Source organism: Mesorhizobium sp. BH1-1-4 (assembly GCF_020165665.1).
Taxonomy (GTDB): Bacteria; Pseudomonadota; Alphaproteobacteria; order Rhizobiales; family Rhizobiaceae; genus Mesorhizobium.
In genome coordinates, this window is sequence record NZ_JAIUIN010000012.1 from 39238 (window position 1) to 63669 (window position 24432).

Genomic DNA, 24432 nt, shown 5'->3' on the forward strand with positions numbered 1-24432 from the left:
AAATTATTTTAGATGAAAATTTCCTTCATAGCGCAGCGCCACCCCCAGCAGACCCGCATCGGCGCCGGCCTGCGCGGCAATGATCGGGCGCTGGAAGACGGCCGGAAGCCGCAGGGAACGCGCCCGCAGGGCCTCGATGAAACCCTGCGCCAGCCCGACGCCGCCGCCGACCGCGAAGCAATCGATGTCGACGGCGGCCGTCAGGTCGGCGAAGCCGTTGACCAGCGCGTCAACGGCGGAGGCGATCACCTCGGCGGCGCGGCCATCGCCTTGATTGGCGGCCGCGAACAGGTCCGGCGCGCCGACCGGACGACCGAGCCGCTCGCTGCCGCGGCGAGCAAGCGCCGTACCGGATGCAACCGTCTCCAGGCAGCCGCGCCGGCCACAGCCGCAGATCACGCCGCCGGGATCGGACGTCATGTGCCCGGCATGGCCGGCGAGCCCCGTGGCGCCGATCTGCAGGCGGCCGTCGATCACCAGACCGCAGCCAATGCCGGTGGAAACCGTGAAGAATGCGAAATTACGAAAACCCCGGCCGGCACCGACGGAGAATTCGGCCCAGGCAGCCGCCTGGGCATCGTTGACGACGAGCGGCGACACGCCGAGCGCGCTTTCCAGCGCGTCGGCCAGCGGGTAGCCGTTCTCGATCGGCAAGGTATCCGGGTTGAGCGCGGTCAGCGCGCCGTCGCGCACGATGCCGGTGGTGGCGACGGCGACGGCGCTTGGCGCGTGCCTGGGCACAAGCGCGGCTATGGCCGCGACCAGATCGTCGCCCCTGCCCGTCCTTGGCGTCGCCGTCTGGCGCCTGTCGTGCAACCGTCCACCCTGCACTTCGGCCGCGGCGATCTTGGTTCCACCGATGTCGATGGCCAGAACCGGGGCAAACACCGCACGATCAGAAGCTGCGGTCACTCACGACCTCCGCCGTGCGGCCGAGCAGCGTGAGCCGCGCCGGATCCTGCCGCATCATCTCGGCCGCCAGCGCATCGACGATCAAAAGCTGGCTGATCTTCGACGGAAACGCGCCGCCGGTCAGCGGCGTCTCCGGCCAGGACGCGATCAGGGCGAGGTCGCAGGCGGCGACCAGCGGGCTCTTCGAGCGGTTGGAGATGCCGATGACGAAGGCGCCTTGCGAGCGGGCGAGTTCGGCGATGCGCACCGCGTCTATGGTCGAGCCGGAACTCGAAATCACAACTTGCACGGCGCCCTTCTGCGTGGTTCCCGCGGCCATCACGGCCAGATGAGCGTCACCCAGCGCACGGCTGAGCTTGCCGATGCGGGTCATCTTGTAGGCGAGGTATTGCGCCGTGATCGCGGAGGCGGCGATACCGAAGCAGTCGATCGCCGTCGCCGCCAGCAGCTCCCGCGAGGCCGTGGCGATGTCCTCCCGGACAATCAGCTGCTCGGTTTCGCGCAGCGAGATGATGGCGGTTTCCACCAGCCGCTGGATATCGTCGGTCGGCAAGCCGATGTCCCTTGCCCGCTCGTCGGTGGCCAGTTCCTTGGCCAGCGCCAGCTTGAAATCCTGGAAGCCGGTGAAACCCTGGTCGCGGCAAAAGCGCATGACGCTGGCTTCGGACGAGGCTGAGGCCTCGGCGAGTTCGGTGATGCTCTGGCGCAAGGTCGCGTCGGGCTGCGCCAGCACCGTCTCGGCGACGCGCGCCAGCGCCGGCGTCATGTCTCCCGCCGCCGCCCTCAGCGAGGCAATAAGCGCATGTGTCATGGATTTCCCTGTTCCTAGAAGTGCTCCGCCACCCAAGGCGGCGGTCCGGCAAACAGCTGGTCACAGAGATGTATATCAGCCGCATCGCCGGTCACCTGGCCATACTGCGCCAGTTTCGAGGCGCTGCGAAAGCCCGTGAATATCTGCACGAAGGCCGGCGCCTGCACGGCAATCGTCGGGCTGCCTCCGGTTGCCTCGCGGATCTCGACCACGCCATCCCTGATCTCGATCTCCAGCGCCGCCTCAGCGGGTCCGATGCGCAGCGCAAGCCTCATATTGTCGACATGGTAGCCGCGCTGGCGGAGCGCCGCGGCCGGATCGAGCACCCGCAGCAGCCATTCCTCCTGATGGGCGAGACGCCAGCCCTTGTCCGGCATCGCCGCCACCAGATCATCCTGCGGGCCGCCATGCCAGCGCACGACCGGATAGACCGAGCGGAACCTGGCCAGGAACGAAAGCACGCCCTGCGCGGCTTCCGAGGAAGCGGCATGCCAGTCGCGGACCAGGAGGCGGGCCTCGTCGCCCATGTCCAGGATCAGATAGGCCGCCTCGCCTTCGGCAAGATAGGCGGCGAGGGCATCGGTCGGCTCCCGCCGCAGCTCGTTCCAATGCGCGGCGCCACGGCTGAGCAGCCCAGCCTCGCGACCGGCCTTGGCCGCATAGGCAACGGCAAGGCGCGGATCGCCGAGCTCGACGCGCTCGAAGCCGAGCTTGCTCGCGGCCGGCAGGCTTGACGTCTCGGCTTCGTAGACGATCTCGTGGCCGGCGAGCTCGAAGCCGCTCTTGCGGTAGACCGGCCGCGTCGAGGCGAACAGCGTGACGATGGCAGCTCCTTTGCCCTGGGCCTCGGCGCACAGCGCGTCGACAAAAGGCACCGCCAGCCCCTGCCCGCGACGCTCGGGCGCGATCGCCACATGCGCGATGTTGGCCGCCGGCACCGGCTTGCCATGGAAGACATGCGCGGTCTCGAGCAGCGCCGCGCAGGCCTCCGGCTGCCCGCTTTCGCCGCGCAGCAGCCTGAGCGAGCCGAGGCCGACATGGGCGATATACTCGTCCGATCGCGCCTTGCCGAAGCCGAAGGCCCAACTCATCAGCCGCGCGATCTCAGGGGCATCCCCGGTCGTCGCCGCTTCGACAACGACAGTTTTGGAGTTTTTCTTCATATCGGCCTCACGATTGGAGATTTTCATCATAACCTGAAATCGCCAATTCGCAATGGCCGGCGGCAATGATCGGCCGGTATGCTCGGGAGGTAATGGCCGGTCGTTCAGGATAGCGCCCAGCCGGACGCGTGTCCGCGCCAGTGGACCGTGTCACGTTCGCAACGTGCCGGCCTGATGGCCGGCGAGCGTCAGCCGATCACTTCCCGCAGTGGTGATCGTTGATCTTGTTTATCGCAAAGCCGTCCGGTCCTGTGCGGTGATAGGAGCAGGCCCCGGCGGCCGTCGTGAACAGCTGCTGGTCGTAATAACGCGGGCCGCCGAACAGGAAGTCGATGAGATCGTCATCGGCGGGAACGTATCGCTCCTGATCGCCCTGATGATGACGATGCTTGGACCCGGCCAATGCCGAAGAGGACATGCCGCAACCCATTGCCAGAGCAACAGCGCAGATCGCCAACCGTTTGATCGTCATCGCAAACACCCTTCTGTTCGGACTCCATCTATATCCAAATCATCGGACGGCGAAAAGTTCCCTTGGCAAGGCGCGCCAGCCGATTTGCGGCGGTCCGGCGACGCGTCCGGACCGAACTGCACAGCGCATCAGAAAATCGAAATTGCCCCTGCCGCCTCGAGCCGCAATGGTCTTGTGGGAGGCAGCCGGCTCAAGGCTGCGGAGGAATCGCCGGGCGGCAGGGGGGCCGCACGGGCAGGCTGCCGCTCATGGCTGCGGCAAGGGAGGAAGGACATTGGCTGGTTCGGGCAAATCCGACAGCGCGCGCCCGGGCATCAAAATGTCCCAGGAACTCGTCGTCGTCGCGATCTCGGCCGTTCTCTTCGTCGTGTTTTCGGCGACGCTCAACAATTTCCTGAGCCAGGGCAACATCCTCGCCATCCTCAAGAACGTCTCGATCCTCGGCACGCTGGCGGTCGGCATGGGGTTCATCGTCGTGGGCCGCGGCATCGATCTGACCATGGTGGCGGTGATGGTCGTCGGCGTCGCCTTCTCGATCTGGATCTCCACCTGGGGCGTCGACTTCACGCTGGCCATCATCTGCGGCGCCGTCCTGGTCGCGGCCATCGGTCTGTTCACCGGCATCATGGTGGCGGTGGCCGAAATCCCGCCGATCTTCGCCACTCTGGCCATCGCCTCGTCGGTCTACGGCTCCGGCCGCATCGTCTTTGCCTCCGACGTGCTCTATGCCCCGTCCGATATCGGCTGGCTGAAATTCGTTGGCAACGGCACCGTCCTCGGCATCCCGATGTCGGTGATCATCTTCGCGGCGGTGGCCGCGCTCATGGGCTTCTTCCTGAAGAAGACCCGCTTCGGTCGGCTGGTCTATGCCACCGGCGACAACCCGAACGCGGCCCGCACCACCGGCCTCCCGACGCGCCCGATCATCGTGACGCAATATGTCATCAGCGCCCTCATCGCCTATACCGCCGGCATCATCATGCTGGGTCTGGTCACCGGCATCGACACGCGCCTCTACAATTCCAGCCTGATTTACGACGTGCTTTTGGTCGTCGTGCTGGGCGGCATCGGCCTCTCCGGCGGCCAGGGCGGCGTGCGCAACGTCATCGTCGGCACCATCCTGGTCGGCATCCTGACCAACGGCATGACCATCCTGAATTTCAGCTACACCAGCCAGAACCTGATCAAGAGCGTGATCCTGCTGGGCGCCCTGGCGATCGACGCCATCATCAATCCGCGTGACGAGCAGACCTCGCAGAGCGGCGACATCTGAAACAACAACCAAGACATCAATCAGGGAGGAAACCATGAGATTGTTCAAGAACTGGCTGTTCGCGGGGCTCACCGCGCTCACGCTGCTGGGCGCGGCGCAAGTCACGGGCGCGCAGGAAACCGACCAGGTCGGCCGCTCGACCTATCTCGAGGCGCTGAAGGGCAAGAAGGTCATCTTCGTGCCGATCTCGCAGGGCATGGACCTCAACCAGGCATGGGTGGTGGTGTGGCAGCGTCACGCCGCCCGCTACGGCTTCACCCTCGAAGTGCGCGATCCCTCCGGCGACACCAATGCCGGTATCCGCGCCATGCAGGGCGCGATCGCCGAGAAGCCGGACCTGATCATCGTCCAGAACCCCGATGTGCAGACCTACGCACGGCTTTTGAAGCAGGCGCAGGCCGCCGGCATCAAGGTGCTGCAGGTCAACATGCAGTCGGCGACCCAGACCGATTCCTATGTCGGCAATGACTGGATCGAGATGGGCCGCCTCGAAATGGGCGAACTGGCCAAGCACTGCACCGGGCCTAACGCCGTCTCGCACAAAGTGGTGTGGCTCGCCGGCGTCCAGACTGGCGCCGCCAACATCTACATGCGCACCGGCATCGACGAGGTGCTGAAGGCCAATCCCGAACTGCAGCTCGTCTCCGACCAGCCGGCCGACTATATGAGCGAAAAGGCCCGCCAGATCACCGAGACCGTCCTCCAGCAGCATCCGGATCTGTGCGGCATCATGGGCATCTGGGACAATGCCGAAGTCGGCGCCGGTGCCGCCGTCGCGGCCGCCGGCAAGCAGGACCAGGTGACCATCGTCACCAATGGCGCCGGCAGCGCCACCGGCTGCGAGAGCATCAAGAACGGGCTGCTCGACGTCATCTTCAACTTCAACGCCCCGATCCAGGCCGAGATCGCCGCGCAGCAGATCTCCGAACTGCTGCAGCAGCCCGACCGCAAGGCCGGCAGCGAGAAGACCATCTTCTTCGGCCCGATCACCCGCGTCGACAAGACCAATGCGACCGGCAGGAACTGCTGGAAGCTGGACGAGCTCAAGTAACGGACTTCATTGATGAGCCTGGCCGAAAGCCTTGTGCGCTGGCGCTACCGCCTGCTCCCCGACCACGTGGTCGGGGAGATCCTGACCAAGAAGTGGATCGACAGCGTCATCCCCTTCACGGCGCTGGTGATCCTGTGCGCGATCTTCGGCTCGATCGTGCCGGGCTTCTTCGATCTGACGACGCTGACCAATCTCAGCGGCCAAACCGCGGAACTCGGCCTGGTCGTGCTCGGCATGACCATCGTCATGGTCTCCGGCGGCATCGACCTGTCGGTCGGCTCGACCTTCGCGCTCGCCGTGCTGGTCACGCTCTACGGCATGAATGTCGAGCAATGGAGCTTCGGCACCGGCCTGCTCGCGTGCCTTGGTCTCGGCGTCGTCTGCGGCGCCATCAATGGCTTCCTGGTCGGCTTCCTGCGCATGCGGGCGTTCCTCACCACGCTGGTGACGCTGATCATCTACCGCTCGACCTTCGACATCGTCTTCCCGCGGGTCTCGACGCCGATCGTCACCAGCGGGCCGGATTCGCCGACCTATGATTTCCTCGGCTTCGGCACGGTCTGGGGCGTGCCGACATCCTTCGTCGTCTTCGTGGTCATCGCGCTGGCCATCCACCTCGTTCTGTCGCGCGCCCGCTATGGCTGGCGGCTGTTCGCGGTCGGCGGGGCGCGCCGCTCCGCCTACAATGCCGGCATCAATGTACGCTTCACCTTGTTCAGCGCCTATGTCCTGTGCTCGGTGCTGGTGGCGCTCTCCGGTTTCTTCTTCTCGGCCCGCATCGGCAGTGCTGCTTCCGACATCGGCACCGGGCTCGAACTGCAGGTGCTGACCGCGACCGTGCTCGGCGGCATTTCGCTCGGCGGCGGGCGCGGCTCCGTCGCCAAGGCGCTGATGGGCACCGTCTTCGTGCTCGTGCTTTCGAACAGTCTGCTTGCGCTCGCCGTTCCCGGCCCTGTCAACTTCCTGATCCTCGGCTTCGTGCTGCTTTTGTCGGTGCTGCTCGACGTGCGCTGGGTGAAGAACCGCCACAAGATCCTGCGCAGCGTCTACATCTCGCCGACCTTCGCCAAGATGCCGCAGGCGATCTCGACCGCGCCGGGCGCGCCGATGGCGGTGAACGACCGGCTGAAGGATGTCGGCGTCATCGGCCTCGGCTTTCTCGACGGCGCCGAGGACGTCATCTTCGACCGGCAGGACCGTCTCTACACCGGCAGCCGCCAGGGCGACATCCTGCGCTTCCAGCCACCGCATTACACCGAAAGCGAAGTGTTCGCCCATATTGGCGGCTCGCCGCTCGGCATGGCTTTCGACCGCGACGACAATCTGGTCATCTGCGTCGCCGGCATGGGCCTCTACCGGGTCTCGCCTGCCGGCGAGGTGAAGCTGCTCACCGCCGAGACCAACCGCTCGCTGACCTCGGTGGTCGACGACTCCACCATGAAACTCGCCGACGACTGCGATATCCTCCCCGATGGCCGCATCGTCTTTTCGGAAGCGACCGTGCGCTTCGAGATGCATGACTGGTATGCCGACGCACTGGAAAGCCGGGGCAATGGCCGCATCATCGTCCATGATCCCAGAACCGGTTCGACCCGTACGCTTTTGTCGAACCTCGTCTTCCCCAATGGCATCTGCACCGCTTTCGACGGCCAGTCGGTGCTGTTCGCCGAAAGCTGGGCCTGCCGCATCAGCCGCTACTATTTCGACGGCCCCAAGAAGGGCAAGGTCGAGCGCGTCCTTGAGGGCCTGCCCGGCTATCCCGACAACATCAACCGGGCCTCCGACGGAACCTACTGGCTGGCCCTGATGGGCATGCGCACGCCGGCCTTGGATCTCTCGCTTGAGATGCCGGGCTTCCGCCGCCGCATGGCGCGGCGCGTTTCGGAAGACGCCTGGCTGATGCCCAACCTCAACACCGGCTGTATGCTGCGCTTCGACGAGAACGGCCAGATCCTCGAAAGCCTGTGGGACCAGGCCGGCGAGAAGCACCCGATGATCACCTCGATGCGCGAGCACAAGGGCATCCTCTACCTCTGCGGCATCTTCAACAACCGCATGGGCACGCTCCCCCTGAAGGGCGTCGATCCCAACTGGTTCAGCTCGGATTCCTATTGGGGCAAAAAGCCATGAGCGGTTTGAGCCAGCTTTTTGACCGCTTCCTCGGCCGTGGCGACTGGGCCGTGACGGTGCCGACGCTCGACGGACCGCTCTTGCCCAACCAGAGGCTGGAAGAGGCCGAGCCATTTGCCGGCCTCGCCGAGGCCGACAATCTCGTGCGCACCGAAAAGGGCATACTGGCCAGCAGCGCGAACCGGCTGATGCGCTTTGGCGCCGACGGCCATGCCGAGGTGCTGCAGGAGTTTCCCGGCGAGATCACGGCACTTGCCCATGCCCGCGGCATGACCGCAATGGCCATCGACGGCACGGGCGTCGTCATTCGCGGCGGGCTCCACGACGGGCGGGAGGCGACGGGTGACGAGGCCCGGCGTCTCTCCTGCGTCACCGCCCTCACCTTCCTCGACAGCAACACCTTGCTGGTGGCCAACGGCTCGGCCGTGCTGCCGGCAAGCGGCTGGCGCCGCGACCTGATGGAGAAGAACGCCTCCGGCTCGCTCTGGCGCCTCGACCTGAAAAACGGCCGGCTGGAGCTGATCCGCGACAATCTCGCCTGGCCGGCCGGCATCGCCACCACCGGCTCCAACCGCGTCTACGTCACCGAGGCCTGGCGCCACCGCGTGCTGGCGATCGACCTTGCCACCAAGGCGACGTTGCCGGTGCTGGAGCATCTGCCGGCCTATCCCGCCCGCATCGCGCCCGCTTTCAACGCCGGATACTGGCTGACCTTCTATTCCGTGCGCAACCAGCTGGTGGAGTTCATCCTGCGCGAGGAGACCTATCGCAAGCGCATGCTGGCGGAGGTTCCCGAAGCCTACTGGATGGCGCCGTCGCTCGGCTCATGGCGCGACTATCGCGAGCCGATGCAAGGCAGCCAGTTGAAGCAGATGAACGTGCTGAAGCCTTACGCAGTCACCCGGTCCTACGGGCTGGTGGTGCATTGCGACCAGAACATGAAGCCGCTGTCGAGCTTCCATTCGCGTGCCGATGGCAAGGTGCACGGCACGCTCAGCGCCTGCGAGGCGGGCGATGATCTGCTGGTCGCCTCGCGTGGCGGATCGAGGATCGTGCGCGTGGCGAACGCCGCCGGCGGCAAGCGAGGCTAAGCGATGTCGGACGCCAACATCATCGAACTCAGGGACGCCACCAAGGCCTTCTCGCGCATCCCGGCGTTCAAGAATGTCAATTTCGACCTGCGCAAGGGCGAGATCCACGCGCTGCTCGGCGAAAACGGCGCCGGCAAGTCGACGCTAACCAAGGTCATGGCCGGCGTCTTCAAGCTGACCGAGGGCAAGATGACCTTCGACGGCAAGGACGTGTCGTTCTCGGCACCGGCCGAGGCGCTGCGTGCCGGCATTGCCATGGTCTACCAGGAAACCAATCTGGTGCCGGCCATGACGGTGGCGCAAAACCTCTATCTCGGCGAGGAGAAGATGTTCAACCGGCTGCGCGGCCTCTACATCCAGGCGCGCCAATTCCTCGCCGGCATGGGTTTCCAGGTCGACCCGACCGCACAGGTCAGCACGCTGGGCGCGGCGCACAAACAGATGGTCGAGATCGCCCGCGCCGTCCACCACAAGGCCCGCGTCATCATCTTCGACGAGCCGACGGCGACGCTGACGCCTGAGGAAAAGCGCCATTTCTTCAATCTCTTGCATCGCCTGGTGAAGGAAGGCATCGCCGTCATCTTCATTACCCACGCGCTGGAAGAGGCACTCGCCGTCGCCGACCGCATCACCGTCATGCGCGATGGCGAGATCGTCGCGTCCGGCGATGCCAAGGGCTTCACCCGCGCTTCCGTGGTTCAGGCCATGGTTGGCCGCACGCTGACCGAAACGCTGCATGGCGAGGTCAAGCGCGCGGCGCGCCCCTATGGCGACAAGGTGCTTTCGGTCGAGAACCTGTCCTGCGCCGGCCTGGTGCGCAACTCCTCCTTCTCGGTCTTTTCAGGCCAGGTCACCGGCATGTTCGGCCTCGTCGGCGCCGGCCGCACCGAAATGGCCAAGGTCGTCGCCGGCCTGTTGAAGCGCAACATCTTCCATGGCGGCGAAATCCGCTTGCTCGACAAATCGGTGCGTTACCGCGTGCCGAGGCCCGCCGTGCGCGACGGCATCGTCTATGTCACCGAGGACCGCAAGGTCGACGGCTTCTTCGAGACCATGACGGCCGGCGAGAACCTGCAGATGGGTGAACTGACCGAAGGCGCCAATCCGGTCTCCATGGTGTCGCTGGCGCGCGCCAGGCAGCTCGCCCGCGAATGGGGTGAGCGGCTCAGCCTGCGGCAGATCAGTGACCGCGCCAGGATGATCGAGCTTTCCGGCGGCAACCAGCAAAAGGTCGTGATCGCCAAATCCCTGATCCAGAAGCCGAAGCTGGTGATTTTCGACGAGCCGACGCGCGGCGTCGACGTCGGCGCCATCGTCGAAATCCATCAACTGATCGGCGAGCTCGCCGACCAAGGCATGGCCGTCGTCGTCATCTCCTCCTATCTACCTGAGATCCTGGCGGTTTCCGACCGTATCCTGGTGGTCAAGCGTGGCCGTGTGGTGGAAGAGATGATGCTGTCGGAAGCGACCGAGGAGCGCGTCATGTTCGCCGCGGTCCACTGATCCCCGGCTGAACGGGGATATCTTTGCTGGCTAATCAAGGACCGACGCCTGGCCCGGCCTATTGCCTTGCAATCGCTTCCGCGTCTCAATAGGTCAGGAGGACAGATCACCTGCCCGAACGGACATGTCCAGCATCAACCTCAAACTTCTGCAGACATTCCTGCTTGCCGCCGAAAACGGCAGCTTCCGGCGTGCCGCCGAAGAGAGCAACCGCTCGCCATCGGCCGTCTCCATGCAGATCCGCGATCTCGAGGAACAGATCGGCATCTCGCTCTTCATCCGCACCGCGCAGCGCGCCAGCCTGACGCCCGAGGGCCAGATCCTGTTCGAGGAGATCGCCAATGCGATGTCGCAGGTGCAGACCAGCCTCGACCGGCTGACCGAGATCGCCGCGCGGCGCAAGGGCAAGGTGCAGATCGCCTGCGCGCCGACGCTTGCCGCGAGCCGGCTGGGCGACATACTGGCCACCTTCAAGCTGCGCTATCCCCGCTCGATCGTCGAGGTCATCGAACTGCCGCCGCAGGCGGCGCTCAGCCTGCTGCAGCAGCAGGAAGTCGAGTTCTACATCGGCCCCGAATTGCCGAACCTGACGGACTTCCAGTTCGAGTCGATCCTCGACGATCCGCTGATGGCCTGCATCCCCACGGAAATGCATGGCGGTGAGAAGAAGCTGCTTTTGTCCGACCTGCAGCGCTTCCCGCTGATCCTGCTCAACCGCAAGACGGCGGTGCGCGGCCTTGTCGACCGGCTGACGGCGGCGGAAGGCATCGAGCTCAAGCCGCAATACGAGGTCGAAAGCGCACAGACGGCGGTGGCGCTGGTGTGTTCGGGACTTGGCGTCTGCGTGGTGCCAGGCATCGCCATCTCGCGCAATGACGAGCGCATGCGGGTCGTGCCGATCGACCATCGCGACGCCCACCGCTCCGTCGGCATCATCACCGCGCGCGGCTACGTGCACCACTCCTTTTCCGAACAGCTGATGAACCTGATCCGCACCAACCTGCGCGAACTGGCGCACTGAGCAACGCACCCGGCACATGCGCCAGGGTGTGTCGAGATTCAGGTCAGGCCGAGCCGAGAATGATGGCGTTCGAGAACCGGAGCGGAGCGTACTTTTCGTACGTGAGCACCGGAAGCGCAGAACGCCGCCATTCGCAGGCCGGCCTCACCTGAATATCGCCACACCCGTCAGTCGGTCTGGATCCAGACGGCCTTCGTCTCCAGATACTCATGCAGATGCTCGACGCCGCCCTCGCGGCCGTAGCCGGACATCTTCATGCCGCCGAACGGCACGGCGGGGTCGATGGCGTGGTACATGTTGACCCACACCGAGCCGGCCTTGACGCGGCGCGCCAACTTGTGCGCGGTGCCGAGATTGGTGGTGAAGATGCCGGCGGCCAGACCGTAGGGCGTCGCATTGGCGCGCGCCACGGCCTCGTCCAGCGTGTCGAAAGGCATCGCCGAGATGACCGGCCCGAAAATCTCCTCGCGCGCGATGGTCATGGTATCCGACACCGCGCCGAAAACGGTCGGCGCGATGAAATTGCCGCCGTCATAAAGCGCGCCCGTCAGCCGCGCGCCGCCGGCGACGAGTTCAGCACCCTCGTCGCTGCCGGCCCTGATGTAGCTTTCGACCTTGCCGGCCTGCCTGGCGTTGATGAGCGGCCCGATTTCCGTTTCCGCCTCGATGCCGTGGCCGATGCGCAGCCTGCCGGCGAACTCGGCCAGCCGCCGCACGAATTCGTCATGGATCTCGCGCGCCACGAAGAGCCGCGAGCCGGCGATGCAGATCTGGCCCGAATGCACGAACACCGACATCGCCGCGACGGGCACGGCCTTGTCGATATCGGCGTCGCGGCAGACGATGACAGGCGACTTGCCGCCGAGTTCCAGCGAAACACGCTTGAGATTGGCCACGCCCGCCCGCGCGATGGCCTGGCCCGTCAAAGTCGAGCCGGTGAACACGATCTTGTTGACGTCGGGATGCTCGGCAAGCCGCGCTCCGGCCTCCGCGCCGGTACCGGTGACGATGTTGACGACGCCATCGGGCACGCCCGCTTCCTGCATCAACTTGGCGATCAAGAGCGGCGTCAGCGACGCATCCTCGGAAGGCTTCAGCACGATGGTGCAGCCGGTGGCCAGCGCCGGCGCGATCTTCCAGATCGAGGCCGCGGTCGGCGCGTTCCAGGGGATGATGGCGCCGACCACGCCGACCGGCTCGCGTCTTGTGAAGGAGACGATTTCGCCGGGAATGGAATTCTCGATCGCCTCGCCATGCAAAGCGGTCGCCATGCCGCCGTAAAAGCGCAGCATGCCGATGACGCGCCTGCGGTTGGCCAGCGTGCGCGTGATCGGCAGCCCCATGTCGAGCGTGTCGGAAACGCTGAGCTCTTCCCAATGCGTCTCGAACAGATCGGCGATGCGCAGCAAGACGCACTGCCGTTCATAGGGCGAGAATTTCGACCATGGACCTTCGAAGGCCGCGCGCGCCGCGGCCACCGCGGCATCGATATCGGCGGCTCCGCCGCGCGGCACTGTGGCCAGCACTTCACCGGTCGCCGGGTTCAGTGCCTGCATCACCGCACCGGATTGCGCCGCGACCCACTTGCCGCCGATGAACATCGGCCGGAATTCGCCGTGGTAGAGCGTCGTGGCCTTCGCCCTCGGGTCGAAATTCACTGTCATCTCTTCCTCCTCGAGAATTCCGTGGCGACTATTACGCCCGGTGCGGCCGACCTCAAACAAGGAAAGCTAAAAGGGCGTTCAGATAATCGGACTGTGCAATTGGTGCGTCTTCCCCGATGGTTCAGCCAACGGAGGAACGGATATGAGACTTGCAGGCAAGGTCGCCATCGTCACCGGCGGCGGTTCGGGATTTGGCGAAGGTATCGTCAGGAAATTCGTCGCCGAGGGCGCGCTGGTCGTGCTCATGGACCGCGACGAAGCGGCCGCGTCCCGCGTCGCGAGCGAGGTGGGCGGCAATGTGCGGCCCATCACCGGCGACGTCTCGACGCTGGGGAGCTTCACGGCTGCCGCCGACCTCGCCCGCTCGGCCTTTGGCGGCCTCGACATCCTCGTCAACAATGCCGGCGTCGCGCAGCCGCCGCTGCCGCTGGAAACCATGGACGAAGACCTGTTCGACAGGATAGCCGACGTCAACATGCGCTCAATCTACAACGGCGCCCGCGCCGTGGTGCCGCATTTCAAATCCACCAAATCGGGCGCCATCCTCAATGTCGCCTCGACCGGCGGCGTCTCGCCGCGCCCGAACCTCACCTGGTACAACGCCTCCAAGGGCTGGGCGATCGCCGCGAGCCGGGCCATGGCCGTGGAACTCGCGCCTTTCGGCATTCGCGTCAACGCCATCAACCCGGTCGCCGGCGACACGCCGCTTCTGTCCACCTTCATCGGCTCCGGCGAGGAGAACCGTGCCCGCGTCGTCGCCACCATCCCGATCGGCCGGCTGTCGACGCCGCAGGACATGGGCAATGCCGCCGCGTTCCTGTGCTCGGACGAGGCCAGCATGATCACCGGCGTCGACCTCAACGTTGATGGCGGCAAGTGCATTTGAGGCTCTGGCATATGGGTGTCCACCGATGAAGGAAACTTACGAAATCGCGGTGGTGCATGGCGACGGCATCGGCCCGGAAGTCTGCGCCGCCGCCATCGAGGTGTTGAAGGCGGCGCTCGGGTCGGGCAATCCGTTGCGCTTCACGGAATACCCCGCCGGAGCCGAGCATTTCCTGAAAACCGGCCAGAGTTTTCCCGAGCCGACCTTCAAGGCCTGCCGGGCGGCGGATGCGATCCTGCATGGTGCCGGCGGCCTGCCCGGCGTCGTCCATCCCGACGGCACCGAAGCCGGCCTCGATTTCACCCTGAAACTGCGCTTCGACCTCGACCTCTACGCCAACATCCGCCCGATCAGGCTCTTCGAAGGCGTGCAGAGTCCACTGAGCGGCATGAAGGCCGGCGACATCGACTACATCATCCTGCGCGAAAACAGCGAAGGGCTCTACGCGGCGCGCGGCTCGGGCGCGCTGCTGCGCGGCGAGGTCGCGGTCGACACGCTGGTGCAGACCCGCGCCGGCATCGAGCGCATCGTGCGCAAGGCTTTCGAGCTGGCACGCCAGTCAAAGGGCGCGCCGCGCGACGGCGTGCGCCGCGTCACCTGCTGCGACAAGGCCAATGTGCTGCGCAGCTACGCCTTCTTCCGCTCCGTCTTCGACGAAGTGGCGAAGGACCATCCCGATATCGCCACCGAACATGCGCTGGTCGACGCCATGGCCATGCATCTCGTGCTCAAGCCCGGCCATTTCAACGTCATCGTCACAGAGAACATGTTCGGCGACATCCTGTCCGACCTCGCCGCCGCCACCGTCGGCGGCATGGGCATGGCGCCGTCGGCCGAGATCGGCGAGACAAACGGCTTCTTCCAGGCCGCGCATGGCTCCGCGCCCGACATCGCCGGCAAGGGCATCGCCAATCCCTACGGCACGATCCTGTCCGCGGCCTCGATGCTCGACTGGCTCGGCCACAGGCATGACGACGGAAAGCTCAACCGGACCGCCGACCGCATCCGCGCTGTCACCGAAAGCTGCCTTGCCGGCGGCCTGCTCAGCACCGATCTCAAGGGATCATCCTCGACCCGCGAGATTACGCAGGCCGTGTGCGATCGCCTCGCCGGCCCGGCATGAGGCGGGCGGGCATGCTGACAGGCGAGGTCTGAGATGGGATCGCTCGATCGCATGGTTTCGGTCGAGGATTTTCGCCAACGCGCGCGCCGCCGCCTGCCCAGATCGATCTTCGAGTTCGTCGATGGCGGCGCCGGCCACGAGCTGACGCTGGCCGCCAACCGCGCCGACTTCGAGCGCATCCGGCTGGTGCCGCGCGTGCTGACCGACGTCTCCCGTCCAGACCTGACCACATCGCTGTGGTCGCAGACCTTCGCGACGCCGCTGGTGATCAGCCCGATGGGCTCCTGCGCGCTGGTCAGGCCCGGGGCCGACATCGCCATCGCCAGGGCAGCGGCGGCGCGCGGCATCCCCTATACGCTGTCCACCATGTCGACGACCGGCATCGAGCGCATGGCCAGGGCCGTGCAGGGGCCGCTCTGGTTCCAGCTCTACGTGCTCAAGGATTTCGACTTCAACCGCCAGCTCGTGCGACGGGCCGAGGAGGCCGGCTATTCGACGCTGGTCGTGACCGTCGACCTGCAGGCCGGTGGCAAACGCGAAAAGGATTTGCGCAACGGCATATCGATCCCGCTGCGCCCCTCGCCCCGGCATCTCCTCGAGGGCCTTTTGCATCCCGGCTGGTCGCTGCGCCTGCTGCGCGGCGGGCTGCCCCGGTTCGAGAATGTGCGCGGCTATCTCGGCGACACCAGCGCCGGACTGACCATCGCCGCGCGTGTCGGCGCCAACCTCCATGCCGGCTTCGACTGGGACGACTTCCGCCGCATCCGCGACTGGTGGAAGGGCCGGCTCGTGGTCAAGGGCGTCCTGCATGCCGGCGATGCCGCAAGCCTCGTGAAGGCCGGCGCCGACGGCATCTGGGTGTCCAACCATGGCGGCCGCCAGCTCGACGGCGCCATATCGAGCATCGACGCGCTGCCGGCAATGCGCCATGCGCTGGGGTCCGAGGTGCCGATCCTCATCGATTCCGGCATCCGCACGGGCATGGACATCATCAAGGCCGGGGCAAGCGGAGCATCCGCGACGGCGATCGGCCGGGCCGCCCTGTTCGGCGCCGCGGCTGGCGAGGCAGGCGTGGCCAGGGTGCTCGACATCCTGCTGGAGGAAGTCGCCAACGGCCTGAAGCTCAGCGGCGTGCCGGGCTTCGGACGGCTGGGACCCGACCTGATAGCCTGACGATGCCTCGCGCGCGTACTGGGTCAAAGCCAATGGTGGGCCCGGAGGATGTAATGAAATCGTTGATTTCACTACATTTTTCGTGGGCCAAATCTACGACGCTTCCCGTATGGTTCCGTATAGGCCCGCGAACCCTTCAGTCGACTTTCGCCAAACCCGCCTGCTTGCCGAACATGAGCGGCCCTTGGGCCATGTTCCGGAATGGCCGAAATGGGGCGGAAGTGGCAGGTATGCTCCTCCGATGATAAGCTATCGTGCGAATTTGGTTGTCGACAGAGTGAAAGGCTCGGTCGGTGGTCTCGCTGCCTGGACGCGGCGTGTGTGTGTCAGATCGCTGCGGTAAACTGAATTTCGACTCGTATCTCCGGTAGCGCGAAACTCGCCCCCACCGTGGCGCGCGCCGGCGGCTCCGCGCCGACGAGCCATTTGACCCAAGCCTTGTTCATCGCGTCGAAGTCCTGGACGTCCCGCAACCAGATCTGCGCGAACAGCAGCTTCGATCTGTCCGCACCGACGCTGCGCAGAAGAGCATCCGCTTTTTCCAGGATCTGCTGCGTCTGGTCGGACGTGTCGGTATTCTTGTCGTCCGCCGTCAGGCCGGAGAGATAGACCGTTCCGTTGTGAACGACGATGCGGCTCAACCGCTCGTTTTTTTCGAATCGTTCGATTTTCGTCATGAAGTAGGGTCCTAGCTATGCTGAGCAGGTGATTGGCCGGCTTGCCTCGAAAGAGGTCAGGCGTGCGCAACGCTGGAGCGTTGTGCATGTGCTTGGAAGAACCGATGCGGGCGGAATGTTTCCATTTCGTCGTGTATCTTGCCGCGCACGACCTCGTCGGCGACCACCCTGCCCAACTGCGGCCCGATCGTCACGCCACTGTGCGTCACCGCCATATAGTGACCGGCGATGTCAGGCATCGCGCCAGCGCAAGTAAAGCCATCTTCTGGGAATGGCCGGACGGTCGTGCGAATGGCTTCCACGCCAGCGGACTGGAGCGCCGGCAGGACCTTGCTAGCCGCTTCCAACAACGCTGCCGCCTCATCACCGGTGGGGCTAAGCGCTTCCGGTTTCTTGAGGGTCAGGTCCACCGAGACCTTGTGGATCATGATCCGGCCAGCACCATCAGGACGGATATCCAGATCATCGGCATGTAACTGGCTCCTAAGCGTCAAGGCCACCGGTGGGGTGAAGGCGAGCACGCCAATCGTCGAAGACAGCGGGATACCCTGCGCGTCGCCGAGTCTCTGGCTGGACCAGCCGCCCGTGCAGTTCACGACAGCGTCCGCAGGATATCGCTCGCCATTTGCCGTGCGGACCGCCTGGACACGGCCGCCTTCGGTTTCGACCTGGGTCACGCGCGAATTGACGTTCAACTGCGCTCCCCAGCGCTCCTTCGCTGCCCTGAGAAGCCAGGCCGAGTAAAGGACTGGGTCTACCCAGCCTTCTTCCGGGTAGTACGAGATTGGATAGTCGCCCATGGCCGATACATCGATATCGGGCTCCATCTCGCCGACGAGCTTCTTGTCGATCCACTCAACGCCGTAGCCCCATTCCTTCATCTGCCGGAAGTTCTCGAAATAGTCGTCCATGGATTCCGGAGCCGTCCGCCAATCGAAACTGCCGGTCTGGGTGAACCAGGGCGCAACACCGAAGTCGCGCTTGAGCTCCAGATGGGCGCGCATGCCCGCGACATTCAGATCAAAATAGGGCCGGGGCCGCTTGGTCGTCGCATTTGTCCAGGCAAAGCTTACCCCCGACGTTCCTCCCGCGATCCTCCCGGCCTCCAGCACGACCACGTTTGCGCCCGCCTTCGCGCATTCATAAGCGGCAGAGCTGCCGACGATGCCAGAACCGATGACGACGACGCGCATATAGAAAACCTCCAATGAACTCGCATTGCTCGCGCCAATCGGTGTCTTGATATTGGCGAGCCAAAATCCTCCATGCCGCCGTTTGCAGAGCGACGACCGGGATGGATATGCGTTCTGACACTGCCAGATGCGGCGATAATACTTTTGCGTTGGCGGACACATCACGGCTGTTAACAAGCGCGGCATCCGATTCTGCGTGAAAACATTGCGACGGGTGGCAATCGCGGTCAATTGAACTGACCACTGCCGTTAATGGCCAAAAGTTATGAACCGCGCTCGCTTCGAGCAGATCGATGCGGTGCATGATCGGACATCGTCAACTTCTCGTTCGAAGTTATGAATTCCGCTGTCATCGGCGTGCCGAGGCAATGCTAGGCTTTTCAAACGTCTGGTGCACACGAGGGCGTCGAATGGAAGAGACTGCAAAGGTGAATGCCGAGACGGGCTTCCTGCTGATCGACAAGAACGCGATCCGGCAGGCGTTGTCTTTCCCTCAGGTGCTTGAGGCGACCGAGGCGGCGCTGCTCAAGACTTCGAACGGCGTCGCCCGTCAGCAGATCAGGCGCACGCTCGAGCTGCCGGGGGCGGCGGGAAGCTGCCTGTCTTTGATGTACGCTGCCTTAGACGACCGGCCGCTGTTCGGGGCGAAGGTGCTGTCGGTATTTCCCGACAATTTTTCACACGGGCTCGCGTCCCACCGTGGTGGGGTGTTTCTGTTCGACAAAGAACACGGGCGCCCTGTTGCCCTGATCGACGGGGGCGAGATCACGGCATGGCGGACAGCCGCGGCCAGTGCTGTCGCCACTAGGGCGCTTTCGCGCCCCGACAGCACCATACTGACCGTGTTCGGCTATGGCGAGCAGGCGCGCCGGCATGTCGAGGCGATCGCTCATGTGCGTCCAGTCCGCGTGATCCACGTCTGGGGTCGTGATTTTGCAAAGGCACAGCGCTTCGCCGAGGATATTACGACATCCGGCTTCGAGGCGCAGGCGCATCACGACGCTGCCGAAGCCGTTCGCGAAGCTGACATCATCTGCACGACGACATCTTCCCAAGAGCCGGTGCTGTTCGGCGAATGGTTGCCGCAAGGCGTCCACATCAATGCTGTCGGGGCAAGCGTGGCTGCATGCCGCGAGATCGACTTTGAGTGCGTGCGCAGATCGCTGATCTGGGTGGACTACCTGCCCATGGCGTTCGCAGCCGCAGGAGAGCTGATCGAAGCAATCGAGAGTGGCATGATTGGCCGCGATCATGTTCGCGGCCAAATCGGCGAGGTCCTCGCCGGCGCACAACCTGGCCGCACTAGCGACGCGGACATCACCCTTTATCGATCTCTTGGCGTTCCCGCCCAGGACATCGAGCTCGCCAACCTTGTCTACTTCTCCGCCCGGAATGCCGGGCTGGGCACTCCAATTGATTTCAGGTTGTGATGCCATGTTGAGCTGCCAGCGCGATCTCTTCACGCTTACTCGCGACACTGCTTATCTTGACGCCGCCTACATGTCCCCGATTCCGATAGCCGCCATCGCGGCCGGAGAGGCTGGCGTCAGGGTGAAGGCCGAGCCCTGGAAGATGACCATCGCATCCTATTATGACGAGGTGGAGCAGGCGCGCCAGCTTGCCGCCTCGATGGTGGGGGCCAATGCCGACGACATCGCCATAGTGGCCGCCACCAGCTATGGCATGGCGATCGCTGCCGCCAATGTCCCGGTCCCGGCCGGTTCGGCGATCCTTCTCATGGAGAACGAGCACACCTCACATCGCTATGTCTGGTACGATCTTGCAGATCGCGCCGGGGCTTTCGTGGATATCGTTACGCAACCCGCCGACGGCGACTGGACTGGCGCGATCGTATCGGCGATCCGGAACTCGGATCGTCCCATCGCGGTTGTCGCGGGCACCTTGGTCCACTGGTTCGAAGGGATGGCGATCGACCTAGAGGCCGTGGCGGTCGCAGCGCGGACAGCGGGGGCTGCCCTTGTCGTCGACGGCACGCAGTGGGTTGGTGCGGTGCCCTTCGACGTCGGTCGCGTCCGACCGGATTTTCTGGTCTTTGCCACCTACAAGTTTCTGCTGGGTCCATATCGCCTCGCATTCCTCTACGCTGACCCAAGCTGGCACGAAGAGGGACGCACTCTCGAGCATCATTCATGGAACCGGCTGGGTGGCGACAAGTCTGATTTCTATAAGGTGCCGGTGGCGAAGTTTCTTCCTGGCGCTCGGCGCTTTGACATGGGGGAACGTTCCGATTTCGCGGTCCTGCCTATCGCCATCGCGGCGATGAAACTCATCCAGGGATGGTCGGTCGAGCGCGTGTTCGAGCGCCTCCGTTACCTCAACGACTTCGTCTGGGCCCAGGCGAAGAGCAGAGGGCTGGAGGTTGCGCGTCCACGAATGCCGACGCCTCACATCTCGATCCTCGATATTGGCGACTGGCTGGCACCGAATGCTGCGCTGGATTTGAAACAGGCAAATGTTCACGTCACGCTGCGGGGCACGAAGATGCGCGTGTCGCCACATGTCTACAATGACGAAGAGGATGTTGATCGCCTGTTTCAGAACCTACCTCTGCGCTAGTCTAGCGAAGACATGAGTCGAAACTGGCGTCGGGGCGCCGTGTCTGGCCATCGCCCCAAGCCATGCCAGGACCTGATCCTACCTTGATCCCAAGGCGGTTATTCCAGCGTCGACGCCGTTCATGAAGCTTCGCGTGGTCTGAATGAGATGCTCGGTAAAGGCGTCCGCGGCCGTCGATGCGATGACGCCCCAGGGCCGATAGACGCTCAGGTTCAGATCGAGATGGGGCCGAAAGTCCCGGATTTCGATCGGCAGGTCGCGCGCCATCCAGGCGGAGAGCCGGTCAACGACCGTCACGCCGGCGCCGGAGGCAGCAAGTGCGATGCAGGCACCGGACAGGCTGGCCTCCACTTTAAGCAGGCGGCTGATCCCCCGTTTATCGCAAAGCGCATCGAGTTGCCGCCGCATCGGATCGGCGGAGCCCATCGATATGAAGTCGAGACCGTCGAGGTCGTCCGCCTGGATCACTTCAAGCTGAGACAGCGGATGCCCCGCCGGCATGACACATACGGGCGGCGTCGCGGTCAGCGCGCGCCTTACGATCGAGGGGTTATCTTCCGATGCCGTGACGCCGATGCCGATGTCGAGCTGATTTCGGCTAGCTCTTTGCACCACGGTCGCGGAGCTGCGGATATCCAGCGAAATGGACACGGATGGATACTGTTTTGAGAAGCTCGTTATGATCGACGGCAGGATCGTTGAACCGAACGCGGGAAGCGCGCAGATGTTCAGTCTGCCGCTACGCAGTTCGCGGATCTCCTTTGCAGCCCGCGAGATGCCGCGCGCGGACTCGAAAACGCGCTGCACTTCGGCATAGAGCATGTGCGCTTCGGGAGTCGGGATCAGCCGTTGCCGGCTTTTTCGGAAAAGCTGGAAATCCGCCTTCTCGGTGAGGTGCTGGAGCATTTTGCTTACAGCAGGCTGCGTGATGTCCAAGGCGTCGGCCGCCTTGGTCGTCGTTCCATGCAGCATCACTGAGGCGAAAACCTCGATCTCTCGAGGTGTAAACTCCGTCTCCTTCGTAACCGTGTCCTTCTCGTTGAATTTCATGGACGCTCACCTGCCTCGTCGAACGGTCGATGCGCCGTCAAAGCAAGCCACGGCGCCGCCGATGTTAACGGCCCGCACCGGATGTTCCAATGGATGAACGAATGAAGTTTATTCCTCAGGGTTATGAACCCTGGCGATCCGTAGCGGACCCTTCAGCGGCTTGTCAGCACGTCGGCGAATTGGAGCAAGGCGGCATCCTGGCCGGGGGGAGCGGCAAGCTGTATGGACACCGGGAGGTCGTTCGGCACCTCCAGCGGCGCCGCCAAAGCCGGCACACCGAGCATATTTGCCCAGCGACGAAATCGACCGCCGGCAAGTCCCCACGGCACCATCTCTCCGTTCACGTGCGTGAGTTCGTCGGACAAGCGGGGCGCCGATCCGGGAGCTGTCGGGATAGCCAGAACATCCACGCCTGCCAAATTTTCCAGAAAGTGCCTGCGGACATTGTCCCGGATCTCGGCAGCTTCACCATAGGCATCGTCACTGATGCGAATGCTGTCCTGCAGGAAGGCGCGAACCGCGTCGCCGACCAGATCTGGATTCCGCTCGATAGGATCACGGTACATTTTTGCAAATTCGTATTGCAGGATCGTCATGCCGGCGGCGACGAATGCCTCACCGTCTTCAAAGGCAACTTCTATGGTGCCTACCTTCGGATGATTGAGCATCGTGGCTAATGAGATCTCGATGGTGCTGTCGATGGGAGCGCCAAGCAGATCAGGGCAGACCCCGATCGTGATGCCGTCCCGCGATTCCATGTGAGCGTTCCCTGATGGACTGAGCCGTTTTCCAGCCAGCACCTCGGTCACCAGGCGAACGTCGCTCACCGAGCGCGCGAGAACGCCGACGCAGTCAAGCGAGGGTGCCGTGCTCATGACGCCGTTTGTGTCGATCAGACCATTCGTCGGCTTATAACCAAACAATCCCGTTGCAGCGGCCGGAGAGCGGTTTGAACCGCCAGTGTCGGTGCCAATAGCAGCCGCGCAAAAGCCGGCTGCGACCGCGGCAGCCGATCCACTGCTCGTGCCGCCAGTCCCCCGGCTTTCGTCAAGCGGATTGACGACCTTGCCGAACCAGGGGTTGTCATGCCCGCCGACGCAAAGTTCATGAAGGTTGGTCTTGCCGATGATGATCGCGCCTGCCGCCTGAAGGGCGGCCACGCAGGCGGCGGTATTCTGGGCGATCCGGTCGCCAAACAGACGAGATCCGGCTGTCGTCGGCCAATTCTCGACATCGAGAACATCCTTGATGGCGATGGGCACGCCATGCAGCGGGCCAAGCCTGTGACCTGATCGGATTTCGTCTCTGGCGCGCAGTGCCGCATCGAGTGCGCCAGCCTCGTCAACGTAGATCATCGCCCTGATCTGCCCGTTCAGGTCGTGGATTCGTTCGAGGCAGCCTTCGACGATGTTGACCGGCGACAAGCCGGCGGTGATCCTAGCACTCGTCTCAGCGACAGAACCGCAAGCACTGCTTTTCATCAGGCAACCTCAGGCAACAGCATAAGACCGACGATGACACAGCCACGGATTGATCGACAGGCCCGGGCCTATGTCTCCGCCCGTGGGACTGGCACCGAAAACTCATAGTTTCGCTCAACCGGTGCGACGGTCATCGATACGCTTTGGGGTCGAGGCAAAGGGTCAACTGCTTTGTGCGAGGTTTTGACTCTCATAACTATTGGTGATGAACCGCGCTGGAGAGAGCATTAGATCGGCTCGATTTGAACTGCTAGCGTTTCCGCACACTGCGCTGGGAAGCCTCACCTGATTGGGCGGACTATCCGCTCGAAAAGGGGAGTACCCAAGCGGTCATGGCATCAATGCGCAATCAAAAAGTGCACACGCAAAAAGGGGAACAACCATGAAAAAGCTTGCAGTCGTCGTCTCATTGATCGCGGCGGTCTTTGGCGCCGCCGGCCCTGTCTCGGCGGCCGATGACGTCATCCGCTTCGGGGTTGCCGCCGAGCCGTACGCCCCCTTCTCGGTCAAGGATGCCAGCGGCAAGTGGCAGGGCTGGGAGATCGACATGATGAACGCCGTTTGCACCGAGATGAAGGCGAAGTGCGAGATCGTCGACATCGCCTGGGACGGCATCATTCCGGCCCTGCTGGCCAAGAAGTTCGACGTCATCTGGAGTTCCATGTCGATCACGGACAAGCGCAAGGAGGTGATCGATTTCACCGACAAGTATTATTATTCGCCCAACGTCCTTGTCGGCGCAAAAGCCGACACGCGGCAGTTTGATGTAACCAAGCCGGACACGTTCAAGGGCGTTACCGTGGCGGCACAAAGTGCGAGCCTGCAGGCGACCTATATGCAGGAAAAGTTCAACGGCATCGCCGAGGTGAAGGTTTATCCGACACTCGACGACGAAATCGCCGACATCCAGGCCGGACGCGTGGACCTGATGGCGGCGGCGGGAATCCAGATCCAGGATTTCCTGAAGAAGCCAGAAGGCCAAGCCTACGAGATCAAAGTGACGCTGCCGCATGAGAAGATGTTTGGCTATGGCGACGGCGGCGGCGTGCGCAAGGAGGACACCGCTCTCAGGGACCGCCTCAATGCCGCGCTCAAGGCTGTAAAGGCCAGTGGTGAGTACGACACGATCACCAAGCGGTATTTCGACTTCGATATCTACGGCGATTGATCGACTGGTTCAC

Annotated in this window: 22 protein-coding genes; 12 read left to right on the forward strand and 10 right to left on the reverse strand. The window is 63.9% G+C overall.

Going from position 1 to position 24432, the window contains the following annotated elements; genetic code table 11:
- Window positions 1–3: 3 nt before the first annotated feature.
- The 4 genes from LB569_RS20340 to LB569_RS20355 form a co-directional block, all read right to left on the reverse strand.
- The gene (locus tag LB569_RS20340) at window positions 4–912 is read right to left on the reverse strand and encodes an N-acetylmannosamine kinase (protein WP_224693851.1); all 909 of its coding nucleotides are present in this window, start codon (window positions 910–912) and stop codon (window positions 4–6) included.
- Complete coding sequence (locus LB569_RS20345) at window positions 896–1723, reverse strand: MurR/RpiR family transcriptional regulator (protein WP_224693852.1); 828 nt, start codon at window positions 1721–1723, stop codon at window positions 896–898. Before LB569_RS20345 ends, LB569_RS20340 begins: the two co-directional genes overlap by 17 nt.
- Before the next feature lie 14 nt (window positions 1724–1737).
- Window positions 1738–2886 carry an enhanced intracellular survival protein Eis gene (gene eis, locus LB569_RS20350; protein ID WP_224693853.1) on the reverse strand — a complete coding sequence of 383 codons (1149 nt, stop codon included), beginning with the start codon at window positions 2884–2886 and terminating at the stop codon, window positions 1738–1740.
- Window positions 2887–3082: 196 nt separating this feature from the next.
- Window positions 3083–3358 (reverse strand): hypothetical protein, encoded by a 276-nt coding sequence (locus LB569_RS20355; RefSeq protein WP_140710031.1) that lies wholly within the window; start codon window positions 3356–3358, stop codon window positions 3083–3085.
- A gap of 319 nt (window positions 3359–3677) precedes the next feature.
- Here LB569_RS20355 and LB569_RS20360 point away from each other — a divergent pair, with 319 nt between their 5' ends.
- From LB569_RS20360 to LB569_RS20385, 6 genes are all read left to right on the forward strand, one after another.
- Window positions 3678–4631, forward strand: coding sequence for an ABC transporter permease (locus LB569_RS20360; RefSeq protein ID WP_224693854.1), 954 nt, complete (start codon window positions 3678–3680; stop codon window positions 4629–4631).
- Window positions 4632–4665: 34 nt separating this feature from the next.
- Window positions 4666–5682, forward strand: a complete 1017-nt coding sequence (locus tag LB569_RS20365; protein ID WP_224693855.1) for a sugar ABC transporter substrate-binding protein — start codon at window positions 4666–4668, stop codon at window positions 5680–5682.
- A gap of 12 nt (window positions 5683–5694) precedes the next feature.
- A complete protein-coding gene (locus LB569_RS20370; protein ID WP_224693856.1) occupies window positions 5695–7812 on the forward strand; it encodes an ABC transporter permease in 2118 nt (705 codons plus the stop codon).
- Window positions 7809–8903, forward strand: coding sequence for a strictosidine synthase (locus tag LB569_RS20375; protein WP_224693857.1), 1095 nt, complete (start codon window positions 7809–7811; stop codon window positions 8901–8903). The genes LB569_RS20370 and LB569_RS20375 overlap by 4 nt, the downstream gene beginning before the upstream one ends.
- A 3-nt stretch (window positions 8904–8906) precedes the next feature.
- On the forward strand, window positions 8907–10406 hold the full coding sequence (locus LB569_RS20380) for a sugar ABC transporter ATP-binding protein (RefSeq protein ID WP_140710021.1): 1500 nt from the start codon (window positions 8907–8909) through the stop codon (window positions 10404–10406).
- A gap of 124 nt (window positions 10407–10530) precedes the next feature.
- Window positions 10531–11427, forward strand: a complete 897-nt coding sequence (locus LB569_RS20385; RefSeq protein ID WP_140710019.1) for a LysR family transcriptional regulator — start codon at window positions 10531–10533, stop codon at window positions 11425–11427.
- Between the two features lie 167 nt (window positions 11428–11594).
- On the opposite strand, the gene LB569_RS20390 is transcribed toward LB569_RS20385, so the two are convergent.
- A complete protein-coding gene (locus LB569_RS20390) occupies window positions 11595–13091 on the reverse strand; it encodes an aldehyde dehydrogenase family protein (RefSeq protein ID WP_224693858.1) in 1497 nt (498 codons plus the stop codon).
- Window positions 13092–13233: 142 nt separating this feature from the next.
- Here LB569_RS20390 and LB569_RS20395 point away from each other — a divergent pair, with 142 nt between their 5' ends.
- Genes LB569_RS20395 through LB569_RS20405 form a run of 3 tightly spaced genes read left to right on the forward strand, consistent with a single transcriptional unit; the run spans window position 13234 to window position 16273 of the window.
- Window positions 13234–13977 carry a glucose 1-dehydrogenase gene (locus LB569_RS20395; RefSeq protein WP_140710015.1) on the forward strand — a complete coding sequence of 248 codons (744 nt, stop codon included), beginning with the start codon at window positions 13234–13236 and terminating at the stop codon, window positions 13975–13977.
- A gap of 25 nt (window positions 13978–14002) precedes the next feature.
- On the forward strand, window positions 14003–15100 hold the full coding sequence (locus LB569_RS20400; RefSeq protein WP_140710013.1) for an isocitrate/isopropylmalate dehydrogenase family protein: 1098 nt from the start codon (window positions 14003–14005) through the stop codon (window positions 15098–15100).
- Between the two features lie 33 nt (window positions 15101–15133).
- On the forward strand, window positions 15134–16273 hold the full coding sequence (locus LB569_RS20405) for an alpha-hydroxy acid oxidase (RefSeq protein ID WP_140710011.1): 1140 nt from the start codon (window positions 15134–15136) through the stop codon (window positions 16271–16273).
- A 326-nt stretch (window positions 16274–16599) separates the two neighbouring features.
- On the opposite strand, the gene LB569_RS20410 is transcribed toward LB569_RS20405, so the two are convergent.
- The 3 genes from LB569_RS20410 to LB569_RS20420 are packed head-to-tail and all read right to left on the reverse strand — an operon-like array spanning window position 16600 to window position 18447.
- Window positions 16600–16950, reverse strand: a complete 351-nt coding sequence (locus LB569_RS20410) for a RidA family protein (RefSeq protein WP_224693859.1) — start codon at window positions 16948–16950, stop codon at window positions 16600–16602.
- Between the two features lie 56 nt (window positions 16951–17006).
- On the reverse strand, window positions 17007–18143 hold the full coding sequence (locus LB569_RS20415) for an NAD(P)/FAD-dependent oxidoreductase (protein ID WP_224693860.1): 1137 nt from the start codon (window positions 18141–18143) through the stop codon (window positions 17007–17009).
- Window positions 18091–18447, reverse strand: a complete 357-nt coding sequence (locus LB569_RS20420; RefSeq protein ID WP_224693861.1) for a hypothetical protein — start codon at window positions 18445–18447, stop codon at window positions 18091–18093. The genes LB569_RS20415 and LB569_RS20420 overlap by 53 nt, the downstream gene beginning before the upstream one ends.
- A gap of 106 nt (window positions 18448–18553) precedes the next feature.
- Here LB569_RS20420 and LB569_RS20425 point away from each other — a divergent pair, with 106 nt between their 5' ends.
- Together LB569_RS20425 and LB569_RS20430 are read left to right on the forward strand one after the other, a co-directional pair.
- Complete coding sequence (locus tag LB569_RS20425) at window positions 18554–19573, forward strand: ornithine cyclodeaminase family protein (protein WP_224693862.1); 1020 nt, start codon at window positions 18554–18556, stop codon at window positions 19571–19573.
- Between the two features lie 4 nt (window positions 19574–19577).
- The gene (locus LB569_RS20430) at window positions 19578–20720 is read left to right on the forward strand and encodes an aminotransferase class V-fold PLP-dependent enzyme (protein WP_224693863.1); all 1143 of its coding nucleotides are present in this window, start codon (window positions 19578–19580) and stop codon (window positions 20718–20720) included.
- A 78-nt stretch (window positions 20721–20798) separates the two neighbouring features.
- Here LB569_RS20430 and LB569_RS20435 read toward each other — a convergent pair whose 3' ends face one another.
- Together LB569_RS20435 and LB569_RS20440 are read right to left on the reverse strand one after the other, a co-directional pair.
- On the reverse strand, window positions 20799–21770 hold the full coding sequence (locus LB569_RS20435) for a LysR substrate-binding domain-containing protein (protein WP_224693864.1): 972 nt from the start codon (window positions 21768–21770) through the stop codon (window positions 20799–20801).
- Window positions 21771–21922: 152 nt separating this feature from the next.
- Window positions 21923–23194 (reverse strand): amidase, encoded by a 1272-nt coding sequence (locus LB569_RS20440; RefSeq protein ID WP_224693865.1) that lies wholly within the window; start codon window positions 23192–23194, stop codon window positions 21923–21925.
- A gap of 439 nt (window positions 23195–23633) precedes the next feature.
- Between LB569_RS20440 and LB569_RS20445 the strand changes: the two genes are divergently transcribed.
- On the forward strand, window positions 23634–24419 hold the full coding sequence (locus LB569_RS20445) for a transporter substrate-binding domain-containing protein (RefSeq protein ID WP_224693866.1): 786 nt from the start codon (window positions 23634–23636) through the stop codon (window positions 24417–24419).
- Window positions 24420–24432 lie beyond the last annotated feature (13 nt).